Annotated in this window: 11 protein-coding genes, 2 tRNA genes and 1 pseudogene; 2 read left to right on the top strand and 12 right to left on the bottom strand. The window is 69.8% G+C overall.

Translation table 11 applies throughout. The annotated features are described in order from the left end of the window. Positions 1-42: 42 nt before the first annotated feature. A complete protein-coding gene (locus B0I31_RS16300; RefSeq protein WP_146173864.1) occupies positions 43-648 on the top strand; it encodes a hypothetical protein in 606 nt (201 codons plus the stop codon). 57 nt (positions 649-705) lie between these two features. Here B0I31_RS16300 and B0I31_RS16295 read toward each other — a convergent pair whose 3' ends face one another. Then, positions 706-1,260: a DUF2020 domain-containing protein gene (locus B0I31_RS16295; protein ID WP_106616233.1), complete on the bottom strand. Its 555-nt coding sequence runs from the start codon at positions 1,258-1,260 to the stop codon at positions 706-708. 126 nt (positions 1,261-1,386) lie between these two features. On the opposite strand from B0I31_RS16295, the gene B0I31_RS16290 reads away from it, so the two are divergent. After that, positions 1,387-1,803 carry a DoxX family protein gene (locus tag B0I31_RS16290; protein WP_106616232.1) on the top strand — a complete coding sequence of 139 codons (417 nt, stop codon included), beginning with the start codon at positions 1,387-1,389 and terminating at the stop codon, positions 1,801-1,803. 313 nt (positions 1,804-2,116) lie between these two features. On the opposite strand, the gene B0I31_RS16285 is transcribed toward B0I31_RS16290, so the two are convergent. The 11 genes and pseudogenes from B0I31_RS16285 to dnaA all read right to left on the bottom strand — a co-directional run bounded on the left by B0I31_RS16285 (position 2,117) and on the right by dnaA (position 16,385). Continuing rightward, positions 2,117-2,189: transfer RNA gene (locus B0I31_RS16285), tRNA-Ala, on the bottom strand. A gap of 36 nt (positions 2,190-2,225) precedes the next feature. After that, positions 2,226-2,342: pseudogene (locus B0I31_RS41205) on the bottom strand (DLW-39 family protein); the annotation flags it as partial. 35 nt (positions 2,343-2,377) lie between these two features. Beyond that, positions 2,378-2,451, bottom strand: a tRNA-Ile gene (locus B0I31_RS16280). 63 nt (positions 2,452-2,514) lie between these two features. Next, entirely contained in the window at positions 2,515-3,399 is an 885-nt protein-coding gene (locus tag B0I31_RS16275) for a DUF3566 domain-containing protein (protein ID WP_106616231.1), read from the bottom strand. A 27-nt stretch (positions 3,400-3,426) separates the two neighbouring features. Continuing rightward, positions 3,427-7,278, bottom strand: a complete 3,852-nt coding sequence (gene gyrA, locus B0I31_RS16270; RefSeq protein ID WP_106616230.1) for an intein-containing DNA gyrase subunit A — start codon at positions 7,276-7,278, stop codon at positions 3,427-3,429. A gap of 35 nt (positions 7,279-7,313) precedes the next feature. Continuing rightward, complete coding sequence (gene gyrB, locus B0I31_RS16265; RefSeq protein ID WP_106616229.1) at positions 7,314-9,284, bottom strand: DNA topoisomerase (ATP-hydrolyzing) subunit B; 1,971 nt, start codon at positions 9,282-9,284, stop codon at positions 7,314-7,316. Positions 9,285-9,520: 236 nt separating this feature from the next. Continuing rightward, the gene (locus tag B0I31_RS16260) at positions 9,521-10,021 is read right to left on the bottom strand and encodes a DciA family protein (RefSeq protein ID WP_106616228.1); all 501 of its coding nucleotides are present in this window, start codon (positions 10,019-10,021) and stop codon (positions 9,521-9,523) included. A 118-nt stretch (positions 10,022-10,139) separates the two neighbouring features. Then, a complete protein-coding gene (gene recF, locus B0I31_RS16255) occupies positions 10,140-11,282 on the bottom strand; it encodes a DNA replication/repair protein RecF (RefSeq protein WP_106616227.1) in 1,143 nt (380 codons plus the stop codon). 4 nt (positions 11,283-11,286) lie between these two features. Continuing rightward, positions 11,287-12,201 carry a phosphogluconate dehydrogenase (NAD(+)-dependent, decarboxylating) gene (gene gnd / locus B0I31_RS16250; protein WP_106616226.1) on the bottom strand — a complete coding sequence of 305 codons (915 nt, stop codon included), beginning with the start codon at positions 12,199-12,201 and terminating at the stop codon, positions 11,287-11,289. 42 nt (positions 12,202-12,243) lie between these two features. Then, complete coding sequence (gene dnaN, locus B0I31_RS16245) at positions 12,244-13,380, bottom strand: DNA polymerase III subunit beta (RefSeq protein WP_106616225.1); 1,137 nt, start codon at positions 13,378-13,380, stop codon at positions 12,244-12,246. Between the two features lie 1,451 nt (positions 13,381-14,831). Next, positions 14,832-16,385 carry a chromosomal replication initiator protein DnaA gene (gene dnaA, locus B0I31_RS16240; RefSeq protein WP_106616224.1) on the bottom strand — a complete coding sequence of 518 codons (1,554 nt, stop codon included), beginning with the start codon at positions 16,383-16,385 and terminating at the stop codon, positions 14,832-14,834. Positions 16,386-16,770: the final 385 nt, after the last annotated feature.

Below are 16,770 nucleotides of genomic sequence, written 5' to 3'. Positions count from 1 at the left end.
ATTGCCTGGAACGTGACTGACCGACAGCTTCTGGAGCGCGATATGGATGAGGTAGACGCCATGACCCGGGCCGGGGAGTCGGTCGGCAAGGCGGTGCGGACTGTTCGCCGCAACGCTGTCCGCGCAGGTCACGTGGGCGCGGACGCGGCTGTTCAGCTCGCGCAGCGCGCCGAGGGCAAGCTCGCCGAGCGCGGTGTGACCAAGGACTACGTCCGCGGTGTCGTCGCCGACAAGGCGGGTGCGCTGGTGGAGAAGGCCGAGGCCTACGAGAAGTCCACCCGGCGCGGTCGCAAGCAGCTCGCGAAGAAGGCCAAGGTCGTCCGCAAGGACATGGTCAAGGCCGCCGAGCGGGCGCGCAAGGAGGCCAAGGTGCGCGCGAAGGACGTGCGCAAGGCCGCTGAGCAGGCGCGCAAGGAGATGGCCGCGGCCAAGCACCCGAAACGCCGCCGCTGGCCGTGGGTGCTGGGCGTGTTCGCCGCCGCCGCGGTGGCGGGCTACCTCGCGCTGACCAAGCGGCCGCAGGAGGTGCGCCTGGAGGAAGAGGACGTCGAGGTCACGTCCGACACCACCACCGGCGCCACCCCCGAGTCCGTGCGCCCGCACGCGGCCCGCAACGGCCAGGTCTCCGACCAGCACAGCCGCAGCTGACCGGCAAGAGCGCTTCGCGCCCGCCCCGCCACGGGACGGGCGCGAAGTCGTGCCCGCTCACAGCCCCAGGTTGCCGACCACGGTCTCGGCGACCCGGCGGGCCTTGATCGTCTGCTTCTGGTTGCTGGTCACGACCACCGCGTTGCCGTCCTTGGCCACCGCGTAGACCGCACCCGTGTCCGTGGTGAGCGAGCCGCCGTTCCACCCGGCGGGCGCCGACGCGGGACTGGAGTCGGCGACCGGCGCGGCCCGGTCCACCACCGCCTTCGCGGTCGCCTGCTCGCCCTGGAACACCCACACGGACAGCTGCACGTCCGTGCCGTTGGCGTAGAAGAAACAAGCCGGGTTGGGCTGGTCTGCGGAAAGCCGCACCTTCCTCACCAGCTGCCCGTTCGCCTCCTGCACGACCGAAGAGGCCAGGTAGGGGCACTGGCCTTCGGCCGAGGGCTCCGGCGGGGGCGGCGGCCCGGCGGGCGTGGTCGTCGTCGTCTTCGCCACTGCGCTGGTGGTGGTCGCGGCGTTGGGCGCCGAGGTGGGTTCGGCGGTGGCACAGGACGCCAGCGCACCGATGACCAGCAGGGAGGGCAGGGCGGTGAGCAGCACACGGTTCATAGGGCCGCCAGTCAATCAGATGGCGGACAGCCAATCGACATGGTGACCACCTAGGCACACAACGTAAACCACATTACGGTGTCCTTACCCTGCCGGCCGCCCCTGCAATGTGAGGACAGAGTCAAGATGAACATCTTTGACCGCGGTCGAGACCACGCCATCGCTGTGTTCCGGGTCGTCGTCGGCGTGTTGTTCATGTGCCACGGCGCGCAGAAGCTGTTCGGCGTGCTGGGCTCCAAGGGTGCCGTGTCGATCACCGACTGGCCGTCCGGCCCGGCCGGACTGATCGAGTTCGTCGGTGGCGCGATGATCGTCATCGGCCTCGGCACCCGGATCGCCGCGCTGATCTCATCCGGTGCGATGGCCTACGCGTACTTCGTCGTCCACCAGCACGCCGGGCTCCTGCCCATCCAGAACAAGGGCGAGCTGGCCGCGGTGTACGCGTGGGTGTTCCTGCTGTTGGCGTTCACCGGCCCCGGCGCTTGGGCCGTGGACAAGGTGATCGCCGCACGCAAGCAGGAACAGGCGCTCGTCAGCGCATAGCAGCGGGCAAGACGAGGGCCCGCACCCAGCGGCATTGGGTGCGGGCCCTCACTTATCGCCTATCCGCGAAAGCACCACGGGGACAAACCACTCATGGGATGACCCAGCGGCCACACCCAGTAAACACCAAACCCGAAACTTTCGCGCCCCTCCCACGATCCAGACGAACCGGACACCACGCGCGGCCGGCGGCTCTGATGGGGGGTCCGGGGGCGAAGCCCGCCGGACGGGGCGTGGGGGGTTGCACTCCCACATAAACACAAAGAGCGAGGTGGCCGACGCTATCCGTCGGCACACCTCGCCCAGAAGCGAGTGGAGACGAGGGGAATCGAACCCCTAACCCCCGCCTTGCAAAGGCGGTGCTCTGCCAATTGAGCTACGTCCCCGTACGGGGGCGGCAGACGAACCGCCCTCGCGGGTCAGTCGGTGGGAGCAGTGGCCTCGCGCCACAGGTCCGCGTCGGCCTTGGCCGAGCGGCTGCGCTTGACGAAGAACAGAACCGCACCGGCGACTGCGACAAGTGCGATGATCTTCTTCACGGCGATTCCCCTCTGCAACACCTGTGAACTTCCGGTGGGCCTAGGAGGACTCGAACCTCCGACCTCTTCGTTATCAGCGAAGCGCTCTAACCGTCTGAGCTATAGGCCCTTGGGGCAACGACGGCAAGACTACAGCACCGTCCGTCGTGGCCCCAAATCGGGTGGTCGTAGATCACTCCCGCTCGGACAAGGTCACTTCCAGACCCCCGGCAAGATCAGCGGAGACGTTGTAGACGAACGAGCCCACGGTCGCCAGAGCGGTGAACAGCACGATGTTCACCGCGCCCACGATCGCCGCCACGCCGAACACGCGACCGGCGCTGATCAGCGGGTCGCCGTTGGGCTCGTTGCCCTGGAGCAGGTCGCTCGCGGTGTTGTTGATCTTGTCCCAGACGCCCATGCCGTTCAGCACGCCGTACAGCACGCCGACCGCCACCAGCCACACGAAGAACAGCGCCACGCTCAGCACCAGGGCCAGCTTGAGCACCGACCACGGGTCGACCCGCTTCACCTGCAGGCTCGCCCGCCGCGGACCGCGCCCCGGACGACGGGCCGAGGGCGCCGACGCGGCCGGACGACCGTTCGGGCCGCCCAGGTTCACCTGCGTGCGCGCCGAACCCGGCGCGGCCGAGCCCGACACCACGGGCCTGGCCACCGCCACCGTGTCCGGGTCGCTGGCCGGGTACGCGGGCTGCGACGCCTCGACCGCCTGGTGCTCCTGCACGGCGATCAGGTCGGCGGGACCGACCTGCTGCGCCTCGGCGTACTGCGTTTCGGTCGTCACCCGCTGCCACGGCGGAGGCCCCGCGGCCTCGTCGTGCTCCAAGGCCGACCGGTCGACCTTCTCGGTCTTGGCGTCGGTCGGCGCGGCACCGGTCGACGCCGCGGTGGCCGACGTCGCACCGGCCGCGGGCGTCTCGGGCTGCTCGGACGCCCCCGAGGCGTCGACCGCCGGCTTCTCGGCGCCGGTGGGCGCGGCACCGGCCGCCGGTGTCGACCCGGCACCGGGCCGGGTGATCACCGCGGTCTTGTCCTCTGGCTTCTCGGGTGGAGTCACGAGCAGTCCCTCAACCTCTCGTTCGCGCTAGTTGGCAGGCTCGGCCTGGTCGTCGTCGGCGGTACCGACGACGGGGCCGCCCTCGGCGGTGCCGGACGGGCTCTCGTCGGCGGAGTCGACGATCGGACCGCCGTCACCAGTGGTGACGTCCGCCGGCTCATCGGCGTTGCGTGCCACCGCGATCAGGGTGGTCCCTTCGCCCAGGTTCATCAACCGGACACCCTTCGTCTGCCGCCCTGCCTTGCGCACCTCCTTGGCGCTGGTCCTGATGACCCCGCCCGAGGAGGTGATCGCGTACAGCTCGTCGTCGACGTCGACGATGAGCGCGCCGACCAGCCTCCCACGCCTGCGGTCGTGCTGGATGGTGAGCACACCCTTGCCACCGCGACCCTGGACGGGGTAGTCCTCGATCGGCGTGCGCTTGGCGTACCCACCGTCGGTGGCCACCAAAACAAACAGACCCTCTTGGACGACGCCCATCGACAACAGCTCGTCACCGGTGTTGAAGCGCATGCCCAGCACACCGGACGTGGCCCGGCCCATCGGCCGCAGCGCCTCGTCGCTCGCGTGGAACCGGATGGACTGGCCGTCCGCCGACACCAGCAGCAGGTCGTCGGTCGCCGAGCACATCACCGCGCCGACCAGCTCGTCGTCGTCACGCAGGTTGATGCCGATCAGGCCGCCCGCCCGGTTCGAGTCGAAGTCCGACAGCTTCGACTTCTTGACCAGGCCCTTCTTGGTGGCCAGCACCAGGTACGGCGCGACGTCGTAGTTCTTGATCTGGATGACCTGGGCGATCTCCTCCTCCGGCTGGAACGCCAGGAGGTTCGCCACGTGCTGGCCGCGCGCGTTGCGGTTGGCCTCGGGCAGCTCGTAGGCCTTCGCCCGGTACACCCGGCCCTTGTTGGTGAAGAACAGGATCCAGTCGTGCGTGGAGCACACGAAGAAGTGCTGCACGATGTCGTCCTGCTTGAGCTGGGCGCCCTGCACGCCCTTGCCGCCGCGCTTCTGCGAGCGGTACAGGTCGGTCTTCGTGCGCTTCGCGTAACCCGTCCGAGTGATCGTGACGACGACGTCCTCGACCGCGATCAGGTCTTCCATCGACACGTCGCCGTCGAACGGCACGATCCGGGTGCGCCGGTCGTCACCGTGCTTGTCCACGATCGCCATCAGCTCTTCGCGCACGATCGCGCGCTGCCGCTCCGGCTTGTCGAGGATGTCCTTGTAGTCGGCGATCTCCAGCTCGATCTCGGCCAACTGGTCGACGATCTTCTGCCGCTCCAGGGCCGCCAAGCGGCGCAGCTGCATCTCCAGGATCGCGTTGGCCTGGATCTCGTCGACGTCGAGCAGCTCCATCAGGCCGGTGCGCGCCACCTCGGGCGTGTCCGACCGGCGGATCAGCGCGATCACCTCGTCGAGCTGGTCGAGCGCCTTGACCAGGCCGCGCAGCACGTGGGCGCGTTCCTCGGCCTTGCGCAGCCGGTAGCGCGTGCGCCGGACGATGACCTCGATCTGGTGCTTCACGTAGTGCCGGACCATCTGGTCCAGGCGCAACGTGCGCGGCACGCCGTCGACCAGCGACAGCATGTTCACGCCGAACGAGTACTGCAGCTGGGTGTGCTTGTAGAGGTTGTTCAGCACGACCTTGGCCACCGCGTCGCGCTTGAGCGTGACCACGATGCGCATGCCCGAGCGGCGGTTGGACTCGTCGGCGATGTTCGCGATGCCGGTGAGCTTCTGGTCGCGGACCAGGGTGGCGATGTTCTCCACCAGGTTGTCCGGGTTCACCTGGTAGGGCAGCTCGGTGACGACCAGGATCGTGCGGCCCTTGGCGTCCTCGTCGATCTCCACGACCGCGCGCATCTTCACCGAGCCGCGCCCGGTGCGGTACGCGTCCTCGATGCCCGAGGTGCCCAGGATCTGCCCGTACGTCGGGAAGTCCGGGCCCTTGATGCGCTGGATCATCGCTTCGAGGGTCTCTTCCTCGGGCGCGTCCGGGTTGTCCAACGCCCACACCACGCCCTCGGCGACCTCGCGCAGGTTGTGCGGCGGGATGTTCGTCGCCATGCCGACCGCGATGCCCGAACTGCCGTTGATGAGCAGGTTCGGCACCCGCGACGGCAGGACCGTCGGCTCCTGGATCCGGCCGTCGTAGTTGTCCCGGAAGTCGACCGTGTCTTCCTCGATGTCGGCCAGCATCTGCATGGCCAACGGCGTGAGCCGGCACTCCGTGTTGTGGCTGACGAAGCCGTCTGTGATGAACGCGTGGTCCTCGGTGTCGACCCGCAGGCTGAACACCGGCCGCACACCCGCGTCGGTGACCGACTCGACCGGCGCGTAGTAGAACCGCCCGTCGACCAGCGGCTCGACCACGTTCAGCACCTCGCGGTCGGTGATCCGCGCGGCGATCTCGTCGTAGTCCCGCTCCCACCGCTCGACGCGGTCGACGTTGTGCCTGCGCAGCCAGTCGCGCTCGGTCCAGCGGGTCGCGCCGTGCGCCCGGATGTAGTCGCCGACGAACGGCACGTGGTCGCTGCTCATCGCCCTGCTCGCCAGCGGGACGGCGTCCAGGATCGCGTTCAGCTTGTCCTGCTTCGTGCCCAGGAAGCCGACGTTGCGGGCGAACAGGCGGGCGTCACGCCGGTTGGAGATGACGACCTTGATCTCGCCGTTCTCGTAGTTCACCAGCGTGCTGACCACGCCGAACTCCAGGAGCAGCTGCTGCACCTCACGGGCCAGTTGCGCGCTGCGGGTGGAGTACGAGACCTGCACGGAGTTGCGCGGCAGCGCCGAGGCCGAGCCGTCACCGGTGAACAGCGACGACAGGAACGCCCGCTTGACCACCTCGCCCGAGGCCCAGACGAAGCCCGGCACGCGCTTGGCGGCACTGCGCTGCCCCACCATCTCGCCGAGCATGGTCTCGCGGAGCTGCGTCAGGTCCTGCACGTCGAGCTCGTGCAGCACGGACCCGGACTTGATGGTGCGGGAGTAGACGTAGCGCGGACCGCCGACCGCGTCGTCGTACGCCTCGACCACGCGCTGGAAGTACTCGGCGTCGATGTTGTTGAACCCGGCTCGGTTCTCCGAGACGAAGCCCTCGCTGACGAACGCGCCCGCGAGGATCGCCGCCGAGTACTGCCCGATCTCGGGCAGGTCGCCGTTCTCCTGCGGCGTGCGCTGGAGGACCACGCGGTCGCCCGGCTGGATCTCCTCCAGCAGCTTCCACAGCAGGGTCGGCACGCCGAGCACGTTCACCAGGCACAGGACCGGGTGGTTGTGCGTGCCGGTCAGCTCGTAGCCGTTCTTGGTGCGCAGCTTCAGCGTGGGGTGCTCGCCGGAGTGGAACAGCATGTCGGCGCGCACCGGGTTGCCGTTGCGGTCGAGCACCTTGAGGTCGATCGGGTTGTCGCTGTTCGGCTTGGCGTCCGGCACGATGTCGCCGATGCGCGGCGTCGAGCCGTCTGCCAACCGAATGCGACTGTCTGGTGACACGCAGTAACGCATGGCGGCTGCCGGATCGTTGCCCTGGGAGCCGAAGTTGCCCTGGCCGTCGATCAGCGGGTAGCGCATGGCCCACGGCTGGGCGAGGCGGACCAGGGCGTCGTAGATCGCCGAGTCGCCGTGCGGGTGGTAGTTGCCCATCACGTCGCCGACCACGCGGGCGCACTTGTTGTAGCTGCGCTCGGGGCGGAAGCCCGAGTCGAACATCGAGTACAGCACGCGGACGTGCACGGGCTTCAGGCCGTCGCGCACGTCGGGCAGCGCTCGTCCCACGATCACGCTCATGGCGTAGTCGATGTACGAGTTCTGCATCTCCTGCTGGATGTCGCGCGGCTCGGTGCGGTCTCCACCGGCCGGGGGCAGCGTCGTCTCGCTCAAGGTTCTACTTCCTTAGAACAGGGCCGGGGACGGGATCAGACGTCGAGGAACCGCACGCCCTTGGCGTTGCGGGTGATGAACGCGCGGCGGGCTTCCACGTCCTCGCCCATCAGCACGCTGAACAGCTCGTCGGCCGTCGCGGCGTCGTCCATGGTCACCTGGGTCAGGACCCGGTTGGCCGGGTCCATCGTCGTCTCCCACAGCTCGGCGGAGTTCATCTCGCCGAGGCCCTTGTAGCGCTGGATGTTGTCGTCCTTGCCGATCTTCTTGCCCGCGGCCAGGCCGGCCTGGATGATGCCGTCCCGCTCGCGGTCGGAGTAGGCGTACTCCGGTTCGGCGCGCTGCCACTTGATCTTGTACAGCGGCGGGTTCGCGAGGTACACGTGGCCGTGCTCGATCAGCGGCCGCATGAAGCGGAACAGCAGGGTCAGCAGCAGGGTGCGGATGTGCTGGCCGTCCACGTCGGCGTCGGCCATCAGCACGATCTTGTGGTAGCGCAGCTTCGCGAGGTCGAAGTCCTCGTGGATGCCCGTGCCGAACGCCGTGATCAGGGCCTGGACCTCGTTGTTCTTCAGCACGCGGTCGATGCGCGCCTTCTCCACGTTGATGATCTTGCCGCGGATCGGCAGGATCGCCTGGAACATGGAGTCGCGGCCTTCCTTGGCCGAGCCGCCCGCGGAGTCGCCCTCCACGACGTAGATCTCGCACTCCTCCGGGTTGGTGGAGCGGCAGTCCTTGAGCTTGCCGGGCAGGCCGCCGATGTCGAGGGCGCCCTTGCGGCGCACCAGCTCGCGGGCCTTGCGGGCGGCGATGCGGGCCTGCGCCGACGACACCGCCTTGGTGACGATCGTCTTGGCCTCGTTCGGGTGACGCTCGAACCAGTCGGCCAGGTGCTCGTTGGTGGACTTCTGCACGAACGACTTGGCCTCGCTGTTGCCCAGCTTGGTCTTCGTCTGGCCCTCGAACTGGGGCTCCTTGAGCTTGACCGAGACGATCGCGGCCAGGCCCTCGCGGATGTCGTCGCCGGTGAGGTTGGAGTCCTTCTCCTTGAGCAGCTTCTTGTCGCGCGCGTACTCGTTGACCACGCGGGTCAGCGCGGCGCGGAAGCCTTCCTCGTGCGTGCCACCCTCGTGCGTGTTGATGGTGTTGGCGAACGTGTACACCGACGGCGTGTAGCCGGTGTTCCACTGCATCGCCACCTCGACCTCGAGGTCCTCGCCCTTGGCCTCGAACGAGACGACCTTCTGGTGCACGGCCTCGCGGGTGTGGTTGATGTGGCGGACGAAGTCCTCCAGGCCACCGGGGTAGTGGAACGTGCGCTCGCGCACGGCCGCGACGTGGCCCGAGGCGTCGGCCTCCGCGTCGGCGTCCTGCACGCGCTCGTCGCGCAGGATGATCGTGAGGCCCTTGTTGAGGAACGCCATCTCCTGCAGGCGGCGGGAGATGGTCTCGATGTTGTACTCGGTGGTCTCGAAGATCTGCGCGTCGGCCCAGAAGGTGATCGACGTGCCGGTCTCGTCGGTCGGCTCGCCCTTGGTCAGGTCGTGCGCGGGCTTGGTGTTCTCGAACCGCTGGTTCCACGTGAAACCCTCGGTCTTGACCTCGACGTCGACGGCGGTCGACAGCGCGTTCACCACGGAGATGCCGACGCCGTGCAGGCCGCCGGACACCGCGTAGGAGTCGCTGTCGAACTTGCCGCCCGCGTGCAGCTTGGTCAGCACCACTTCCAGCGTGGGCCGCTTCTCGACCGGGTGCATGCCGACCGGGATGCCGCGGCCGTCGTCGATGACCCGCACGCCGCCGTTGGCCAGCAGCGTCACGTCCACCACCGTCGCGTAGCCGGCCATGGCCTCGTCGACCGAGTTGTCCACGACCTCCTGGATCAGGTGGTGCAGACCGCGCTCGCCGGTGGAACCGATGTACATGCCTGGCCGCTTGCGGACCGCTTCCAGGCCCTCCAGGACGGTGATCGAGGACGCGTTGTACTCATTCTTCTTGGCTGCCACGGGCCTGGTGTCTCCTCGGACTTCACGCGACTGGGACCGTCGCCGGGCGACGCTGGGTTGCGCTACCCCTCGATTCTACCGGGGGAGACCGACAGAAACGCACTTAGGACACCCCTGGTTTGCTCACAGGCGGCCCGAAGTGAACGCAGATGGGTGCCGACCGCTGTTCACGGGGTCAAAATCGACTGGTGAGCGCTCACCGCGCCACAGGATCGCCGCTGCGGCCCTGACGCACGTCACCCGTAGGTGTCACGTGGTCCGCGACCGGGAACGTGCCTGGGGCCGTAGCGCCAGCTCGGCGCCGCCGGACCCTGCACCTTCAACTTCTGCACGACGCCCTGGCCGACGCCCGCCGCGATCCGCTTGAGCAGGTCCCGCTGCAGCAGCCGCAGCTGCGTCGCCCACGCCGTCGAGTCGGCCTGGACGGTCAGCTCGCCGTCACTCAACGCTACCGGCTGCGCGTGCTCGGCCACGTCCTCGCCGACCAGTTTCGGCCACCGGGCGAACACCTGGCCACCGGCCAACCGCTCGGCCCAACCGCGGTCGGCGGCGAGCCTGGAGGCGAGCCTGCCGAGCGGCTGCGGGTCGCGGTCGTCCGGGCCGGGACCCGACCAGCGGCGACGCCGACGCCGACCGGCGGCGGCCGTCCCGCCCTTGCGCGCACCGCGCACACCGCGTTCCTTGGCCGACGCACGGGCGGCCTCCAAAGCGGCACGGGCGAGGTCCGAACCCCGCAAACCACCCTCCGGTGTGACGCCGGCTGTGGATATGTCCGGTTCGGGCGGTGAGTTATCCACACCATCCACAGGGTTGTCCCCAGATGTGTGTCCGCTCACACCCGTTCGGGGCAGTTCCTCAGACACGGCGCACCTCCCCGTGGCGAACGTCGAACCGCAACCCGTCCAGCTCCTCGGGCACGTCCTCCGCGACCGCCGCCGTGATCAGCACCTGCTCCGCGCCGGCGGCCACCTTCGCCAACTGGCGTCGCCTGCCGCGGTCCAGTTCGGCGAACACATCGTCCAGCACGAGCACCGGTTCGGCGCCTTCGACACGCAGCAGCTCGTACCCGCCGAGCCGCAGGGCCAACGCGAAGGACCATGACTCTCCGTGACTGGCGTAGCCCTTCGCGGGCAGGTCGCCGAGCGCCAGGTCGAGGTCGTCGCGGTGCGGCCCGACCAGGCACACGCCCCGTTCGACCTCCTGCGGGCGGACGCGGTGCAGCTCGGCGAGCAGCGCGTCCTCCAGCATGTCGCGGTCGTGCGACCCACCGCCGGCGGCGCCGGCAATCGGACCGGGGAACGCCTCACCCAGGCTCGACCGGTACGCGATCCGCGCGGGCCGCGACTCCGGTGCCACCTCCGCGTACGCCTGGGCCACGTGCGGCGCGATGTCGGCGACCAGGTCCAGCCGCGCGGCCAGCAGCTCGGCGCCGTGCCGGGCCAGGTGCCCGTCCCACACGTCCAGCGTGCTGATGTCGGCGTTGCGCGTCGCACGCACGCTCTTGAGCAACGCGCCACGCTGCTTGAGCACGCGTTCGTAGTCGCTGCGCACCCCCGCGTAACGGGGAGCGCGCGTCGTCAGCAGCTCGTCCAGGAACCGACGGCGCTCACCGGGGTCGCCGCGCACCAGCGCCAGGTCCTCCGGCGCGAACAGCACCGTGCGCAGGATGCCCAGCACGTCGCGCGGGCGGGGAACCGGGCCGCGGTTGATCCGCGCCCGGTTCGCCTTGCCCGCCGTGATCTCCAGCTCGACCAGCAGCTCGCGCCCCTCGTTGACCACCGCCGTGCGGACCACCGCGCGCTGCGCGCCGTGCCGGATCAGCGGCGCGTCCGTGGCCACCCGGTGCGAACCGAGGGTGGCCACGTACCCCAGCGCCTCGACCAGGTTCGTCTTGCCCTGGCCGTTGCGCCCGACCAGCACGCTCACGCCCGGCTCGAACGCCAGGTCCGCGTGCTCCCACGACCTGAAGTCGGTGACTTGCAGGTGCCGGACGTACAACGGGTCAGCTCTGGGTGGAGCCGGAACCGGACGAAGGACCCGCGGCCTGCACGGCGTGCCCGCCGAACTGGTTGCGCAGCGCGGCGACCGCGCGCATCGCGGGCGAGTCCTCCTGCCGGGACGCGAACCGGGCGAACAGCGCGGCGGAGATCACCGGCGCGGGCACCGCGTGCTTGATCGCCTCCTCGACGGTCCACCGGCCCTCGCCGGAGTCCTCGACGTGACCGCGCAGGTCGTCCAGCTCCGGGTCCGACTCCAGCGCGCGGACCAGCAGGTCCAGCAGCCAGGAGCGGACCACCGTGCCGCGCTGCCAGGCCTTGATCGTGCCGGGCACGTCCTGCACCAGCTTCGACGCCTCGAGCAGCTCGAAGCCCTCGGCGTAGGCCTGCATCAGGCCGTACTCGATGCCGTTGTGCACCATCTTGGCGAAGTGGCCCGCGCCGATGGAGCCCGCGTGCGCGAAGCCCTCCTCGCGCGGACCCTCCGGGCGCAGCGCGTCGAAGATCGGCATGGCGCGCTCGACGTGCTCGGCGTCGCCGCCGACCATGAGCCCGTAGCCGTTCTCCAGGCCCCACACGCCACCGGACACGCCGGCGTCCAGGTACCCAACGCCCTTGTCGCCCAACGCCTTGGCGTTGATCTCGTCGTCGGTGAAGCGCGAGTTGCCGCCGTCGATGACCAGGTCGCCCGGCTCCAGCAGCTCGCCGAGGTCGGCGATCGTCTGCCGGGTGATGTCACCGGCGGGCACCATCACCCACACCAGGCGCGGTGCGGCGAGCTTGCCGACCATGTCGGCGAGCGAGTCGGCGTCGGAGACTTCGGGGTTGCGGTCGTAGCCGACCACCTCGTGCCCCGCGCGGCGGATCCGCTCGCGCATGTTGAAGCCCATCTTGCCGAGGCCGACGAGTCCGAGCTGCACGGTCGTTCCCTCTTCCCTAGCGTCTGTGGATGGCGTGGTCGATCAGCCGGGCAGGCGCACGGGCATCAGCAGGTAGAGGTAGCCCGGCGCCACGTTCCCATCCTCGTCCACCGGCTTGAGCAATGCGGGCCGACTGGGTGTGGTGAAGGACAAGTGCGCCCGCGGCGTGCGGACGGCCTGCAGGCCCTCCAGCAGGTAGGTCGGGTTGAACGCGATGGTCACCGGGTCGCCGGTGTACTCGACCGGCAGCTCTTCCTCGGCGCTGCCCTCGTCGTCGCCGCCCGCGGACAGGCGCAGGCCGTTGTCCACGAACTCAAGCCGGACCTGCGTGCCGCGTTCGGCGACCAGGGACACGCGCTTGATCGCCTGCACCAGCGCGTCGACCTCGATGATCGCGGCGGCCGAGTGCTCGGTGGGCAGCAGCTGGCGGTACTTGGGGAAGTCGGCGTCGAGCAGGCGGGTGGTCGTGCGGCGGCCCGTGCCGGACAGGCCGAGCAGGCCGTCGTTCGCGGCGAGGGACAGCTCGACCCTCGCGCCGGACGCGCCGAGCGTCTTCGCCGAGTCGTTGAGGGTCTTGGCCGGGACGAGCACGGCGACCTCGCCGAGGGACTCGTTGGGCTCCCACGGGAACTCGCGCATGGCGAGCCGGAAGCGGTCGGTGGCCACCAGGGTCACCTTGCCCTCGCCGATCTCCAGCCGGACGCCGGTCAGCATCGGGAGCGTGTCGTCCTTGCCCGCCGCGACGGCGACCTGGGTCACGGCCTCGGCGAAGAGCTCACCCGGCAGTTCACCGGCGAGCTGCGGCATGGACGGCAGCTGCGGGTAGTCCTCGACCGGCATGGTCGGCAGGCTGAACCGGGCACTGCCGCAGGAGATCGTCATCCGGGAGCCGTCGACCGCGATCTCGACCGGGTGGTTCGGCAGCGCCTTGGTGATGTCGGCCAGCAACCGTCCGCTGACGAGCGCCTTGCCGCCGTCGGCGATCGTGGCCGGGACGCCGCACTGGGCGGACACCTCGTAGTCGAACCCGGAGACGGTCAGCGCCTCGCCGGAGCCGTCCTCCGCCCCGGCGTCGAGCAGGATTCCGCCGAGCACCGCGACAGGCGGCCTGGACGGCAGGCTGCGGGCGACCCAGGCGACGGCGTCGGCCAGGCCGTCGCGCTCGACGCGGATCTTCATGAGGCGTCCTTCCTCAAGTCGGCATGACCAACAACAGCATGCGTTGCGGTGGGGGTTGGGGAGCCGCGGCCCTCGCCGGATCTTCCGACCCTCGGCGCGGAGGCTCCCCACCGTAGAGCGTCGGGGCCGACTTCGTCACCTCGGGGCCGCCCCGGGGCGAGGCGCCCGCCGAGCGCTCGTCCCCGGGGCTCGACCACCGCCTGTTTTTCTTTTGTTCTTCTCTTCAAGGGAAGACAACAGCAACAGCAGTAAGGGCTGTGGATTGTGTGGACAACCCCGGTTCCTGCAGCGTGTCGCCCGCTTGGAGGTGTGGACAGGCACGGGGTGTCACCCGGGGACAACTCGCCACCCCCGGGGAGAACTACCGGGCTCGTCCGTTCGGTCCACAGGCAGGGCGAGTTGTCCCCGGGTTAATCCCCGGGTGTGGGCCGAGTTGTACCCGGGTGCTGCACAGGGTGATGGTCGGAGGTCGCTGTCCCACGTGGGCGACTTTTCTGGGGCTGTGGACAACTCGTAGCCCGGCGTTCACCAGCGGCGGAACGGCGGCGGAGCCCTTGCACCGCACCGGAAAGGCACTCCGAACGCTCCCCGGTGGGGCGTGGGTCACTCTTGCCGGTGGACCGCTGGTCCAGGCCCGCACGCCCGGGGATTCACCCCTGCGAGGCGTCGTTCGGTGGTCGGTGGCGGGCGCGCACCCGGGTGCCGGCGGTGGATCCGGACGGCACCCGGGTGCGGTGCGGGCCGCACCCGGGTGCGACGGCGGCACCCGGGTGCGAGGGACAGCGAGTTCCGACCCGGCCGACCCGACCGCCACCGGACCGGCTCGGCTCGATCCGACTCCACCGATGATCGGTCGACCGACCGGACCCGACGGACCCACCTGGCCGACCGGACCGACCGGACAGACGGGCTGGCTTCGACCCGACCCCCGACCCGACCGAACCTGTGCCGGCGAACCTGTGCCGGCCGAGCCAGGCCGGGTCGTGCCGGGTCGGGTTGTGCCGACCGGGATCGAGCCGAGCCGAGCGGGATCGGGCCGAGCTGAGCCGGGTCGGGCCGAGCTGAGCCGGGTCGGGCCGAGCTGAGCCGGGTCGACCGCTGGGCTCGATCGACCGACTCGAAGTCCGGCCGGATCGCGAGGGGGCTGGGTTGGTGGGCCGGACCCGGCTCGGCCGGGGAGCGTTGGGCTCGGTGGAATCCGCAGCGGCAGCGGCAGCGGGGGCGGGTGGGGCGGAGGGGCGGACCCGGTTGAGCCTCGGCCCGGCTGAGCGTGGCTGGGGTTGGGTGCATGCCTGCCAGGCCCGCGAGCTGGGCGGGTGACAGGCATGGGATTTGCGTGGATGTCAGGTGTCAGGTGCGCGCGGGTCCGGTGTGGGTGCGAGCGCGTTCAAGGTCGCGGGTGGACCATCACCCGATGGTGTGCAGGTTCCCGGGGTGCAAGCGTTTGCGGGTCAGGGGGTGTGGCGGGCGCGCTGCTTGATGCGCGACGTCAGTTCCTGCACCTGCTCGTACACCCGGCGGCGTTCGGCCATCTCCTTGCGGATCTTCTTGTCCGCGTGCATGACCGTCGTGTGGTCACGGCCGCCGAAGGTCTGGCCGATCTTCGGCAGCGACAGGTCCGTCAGCTCCCGGCACAGGTACATCGAGATCTGCCTCGCCTGCGCCAGCACCTTGGTCTTGCCGGGGCCGCACAGGTCGTCGATCGACACGCTGAAGAACTCCGCCGTCACGGCCATGATCGTCGGCGCGGTGATCTCCGGCGCGTGCGAGTCCGGGATGAGGTCCCGCAGCACTATCTCCGCCAGCTGGACGTCGACCGGCTGCCGGTTCAGCGAGGCGAACGCCGTCACCCGGATCAGGGCGCCCTCGAGCTCGCGGATGTTCCGCTCGATCCGCGCCGCGATGAACTCCAGCACCTCGGCGGGCGCGGCGAGCCGGTCCTGGGCGGCCTTCTTGCGCAGGATCGCGATCCGGGTCTCCAGCTCGGGCGGCTGGATGTCGGTGATCAGGCCCCACTCGAACCGCGTCCGCAGCCGGTCCTCCAGCGTCTCCAGCCGCTTGGGCGGCCGGTCGGAGGACACCACGATCTGCTTGTTCGCGTTGTGCAGCGTGTTGAACGTGTGGAAGAACTCCTCCTGCGTGCCTTCCTTGCCCTCCAGGAACTGGATGTCGTCGACCAGCAGCACGTCGATGTCCCGGTACCGGCGCTGGAACGCGACCTTCCGGTCGTCACGCAGGGAGTTGATGAAGTCGTTGGTGAACTCCTCGGTCGACACGTACCGCACGCGCATCCCGGGGAACAGCCGCTGCGCGTAGTGCCCCACGGCGTGCAGCAGGTGCGTCTTGCCGAGCCCGGACTCACCCCAGATGAACAGGGGGTTGTACGCGCGGGCGGGCGCTTCGGCGACGGCCACCGCGGCGGCGTGCGCGAAGCGGTTGGAGGCGCCGATGACGAAGGTGTCGAAGTTGTACTTCTCGTTCAGCCTGGTCTGCGAGGACGCGGGGTTGGCAGGCCGGGTGTACGGCGTGCCGCTCGGCGCGGCGTGACCACCGCTGAACGTGGGCCAGATCTCGGTGACGGCGGCGAGCGCTTCGCCCTCCTCGTCGACCTCCTCGCCTTCGCCCTCCGTGTCGCCCTCGGTCTCGGCCTCGACGGCCAGGCCGCCGTTCACCGACACCACACCGGGCGGCGGTCCGGGGAGCGGTCCCGGCACGGGCACCGGGATCGGCGCCGTCACGGGATCGGGCGAGTCGACCTTCACGGCCAGCGAGACGGCACGGCCCAGTCGACGGGACAACGCGGCGGTGATGGGCTCGCGCAGCGCGCGCTCGATGGCTTCCTTGGCGAAGTCGCTCGGCGCGGCGAGCAGCGCGGTCCCGTCGAGCAGCCCGATGGGTCGGGTCACGCGCATCCAAGCGCGCTGCTGGGGAGACAACGTGCTGGCAGCGAGCTCCTGCACGACCTGCTCCCACACGAGACCCAGATCGGCCTGGTGGTCGGACACCTCCGCGCTCCCCTCCCCTCGGTGACGGCTCCGCGGTCAGTCCCCGGGGGAACTTCCACGACGTGGACACGGAGAATAGAGGCATCCACAGAGTTATCCACAACTGTGCACGAACGCGGCCCGGAGCGCAGCGGATCCCCCCGTTGCTCCCGAGCACCTGCGGCCGGCGTGGCGGCGGCTGTCGTCCCTCGTGGGACCGGCCGGCGTCGACGCGCATCCACCCGCGAAGGCAGCACGCTAACAAGGTGCGGGCCCTGCCACAAGGCGTACGGCCGCGCAAGCACTTTCCGTGCGCCGAACGCCGTCCGCCGTGCCCGGGTGCGACCCCGATTTGGACCGCGCCCCCGGGGCTGCGTACCCTCGTAACCGTCTCCCGCTTGCGTGG

This window comes from Saccharothrix carnea (genome assembly GCF_003014735.1).
Lineage (GTDB): Bacteria > Actinomycetota > Actinomycetes > Mycobacteriales > Pseudonocardiaceae > Actinosynnema > Actinosynnema carneum.
Note: the sequence above shows the minus strand (reverse complement) of the source record. Positions and strands in the feature narration are given on the sequence as shown.

Coding starts and splice junctions, on each gene's coding strand:
- B0I31_RS16300 (WP_146173864.1), top strand. CDS start 43: ATGGATGAGGTAGACGCCATGACCCGGGCCGGGGAGTCGGTCGGCAAG.
- B0I31_RS16295 (WP_106616233.1), bottom strand. CDS start 1,260: ATGAACCGTGTGCTGCTCACCGCCCTGCCCTCCCTGCTGGTCATCGGT.
- dnaN (WP_106616225.1), bottom strand. CDS start 13,380: ATGAAGATCCGCGTCGAGCGCGACGGCCTGGCCGACGCCGTCGCCTGG.
- B0I31_RS16290 (WP_106616232.1), top strand. CDS start 1,387: ATGAACATCTTTGACCGCGGTCGAGACCACGCCATCGCTGTGTTCCGG.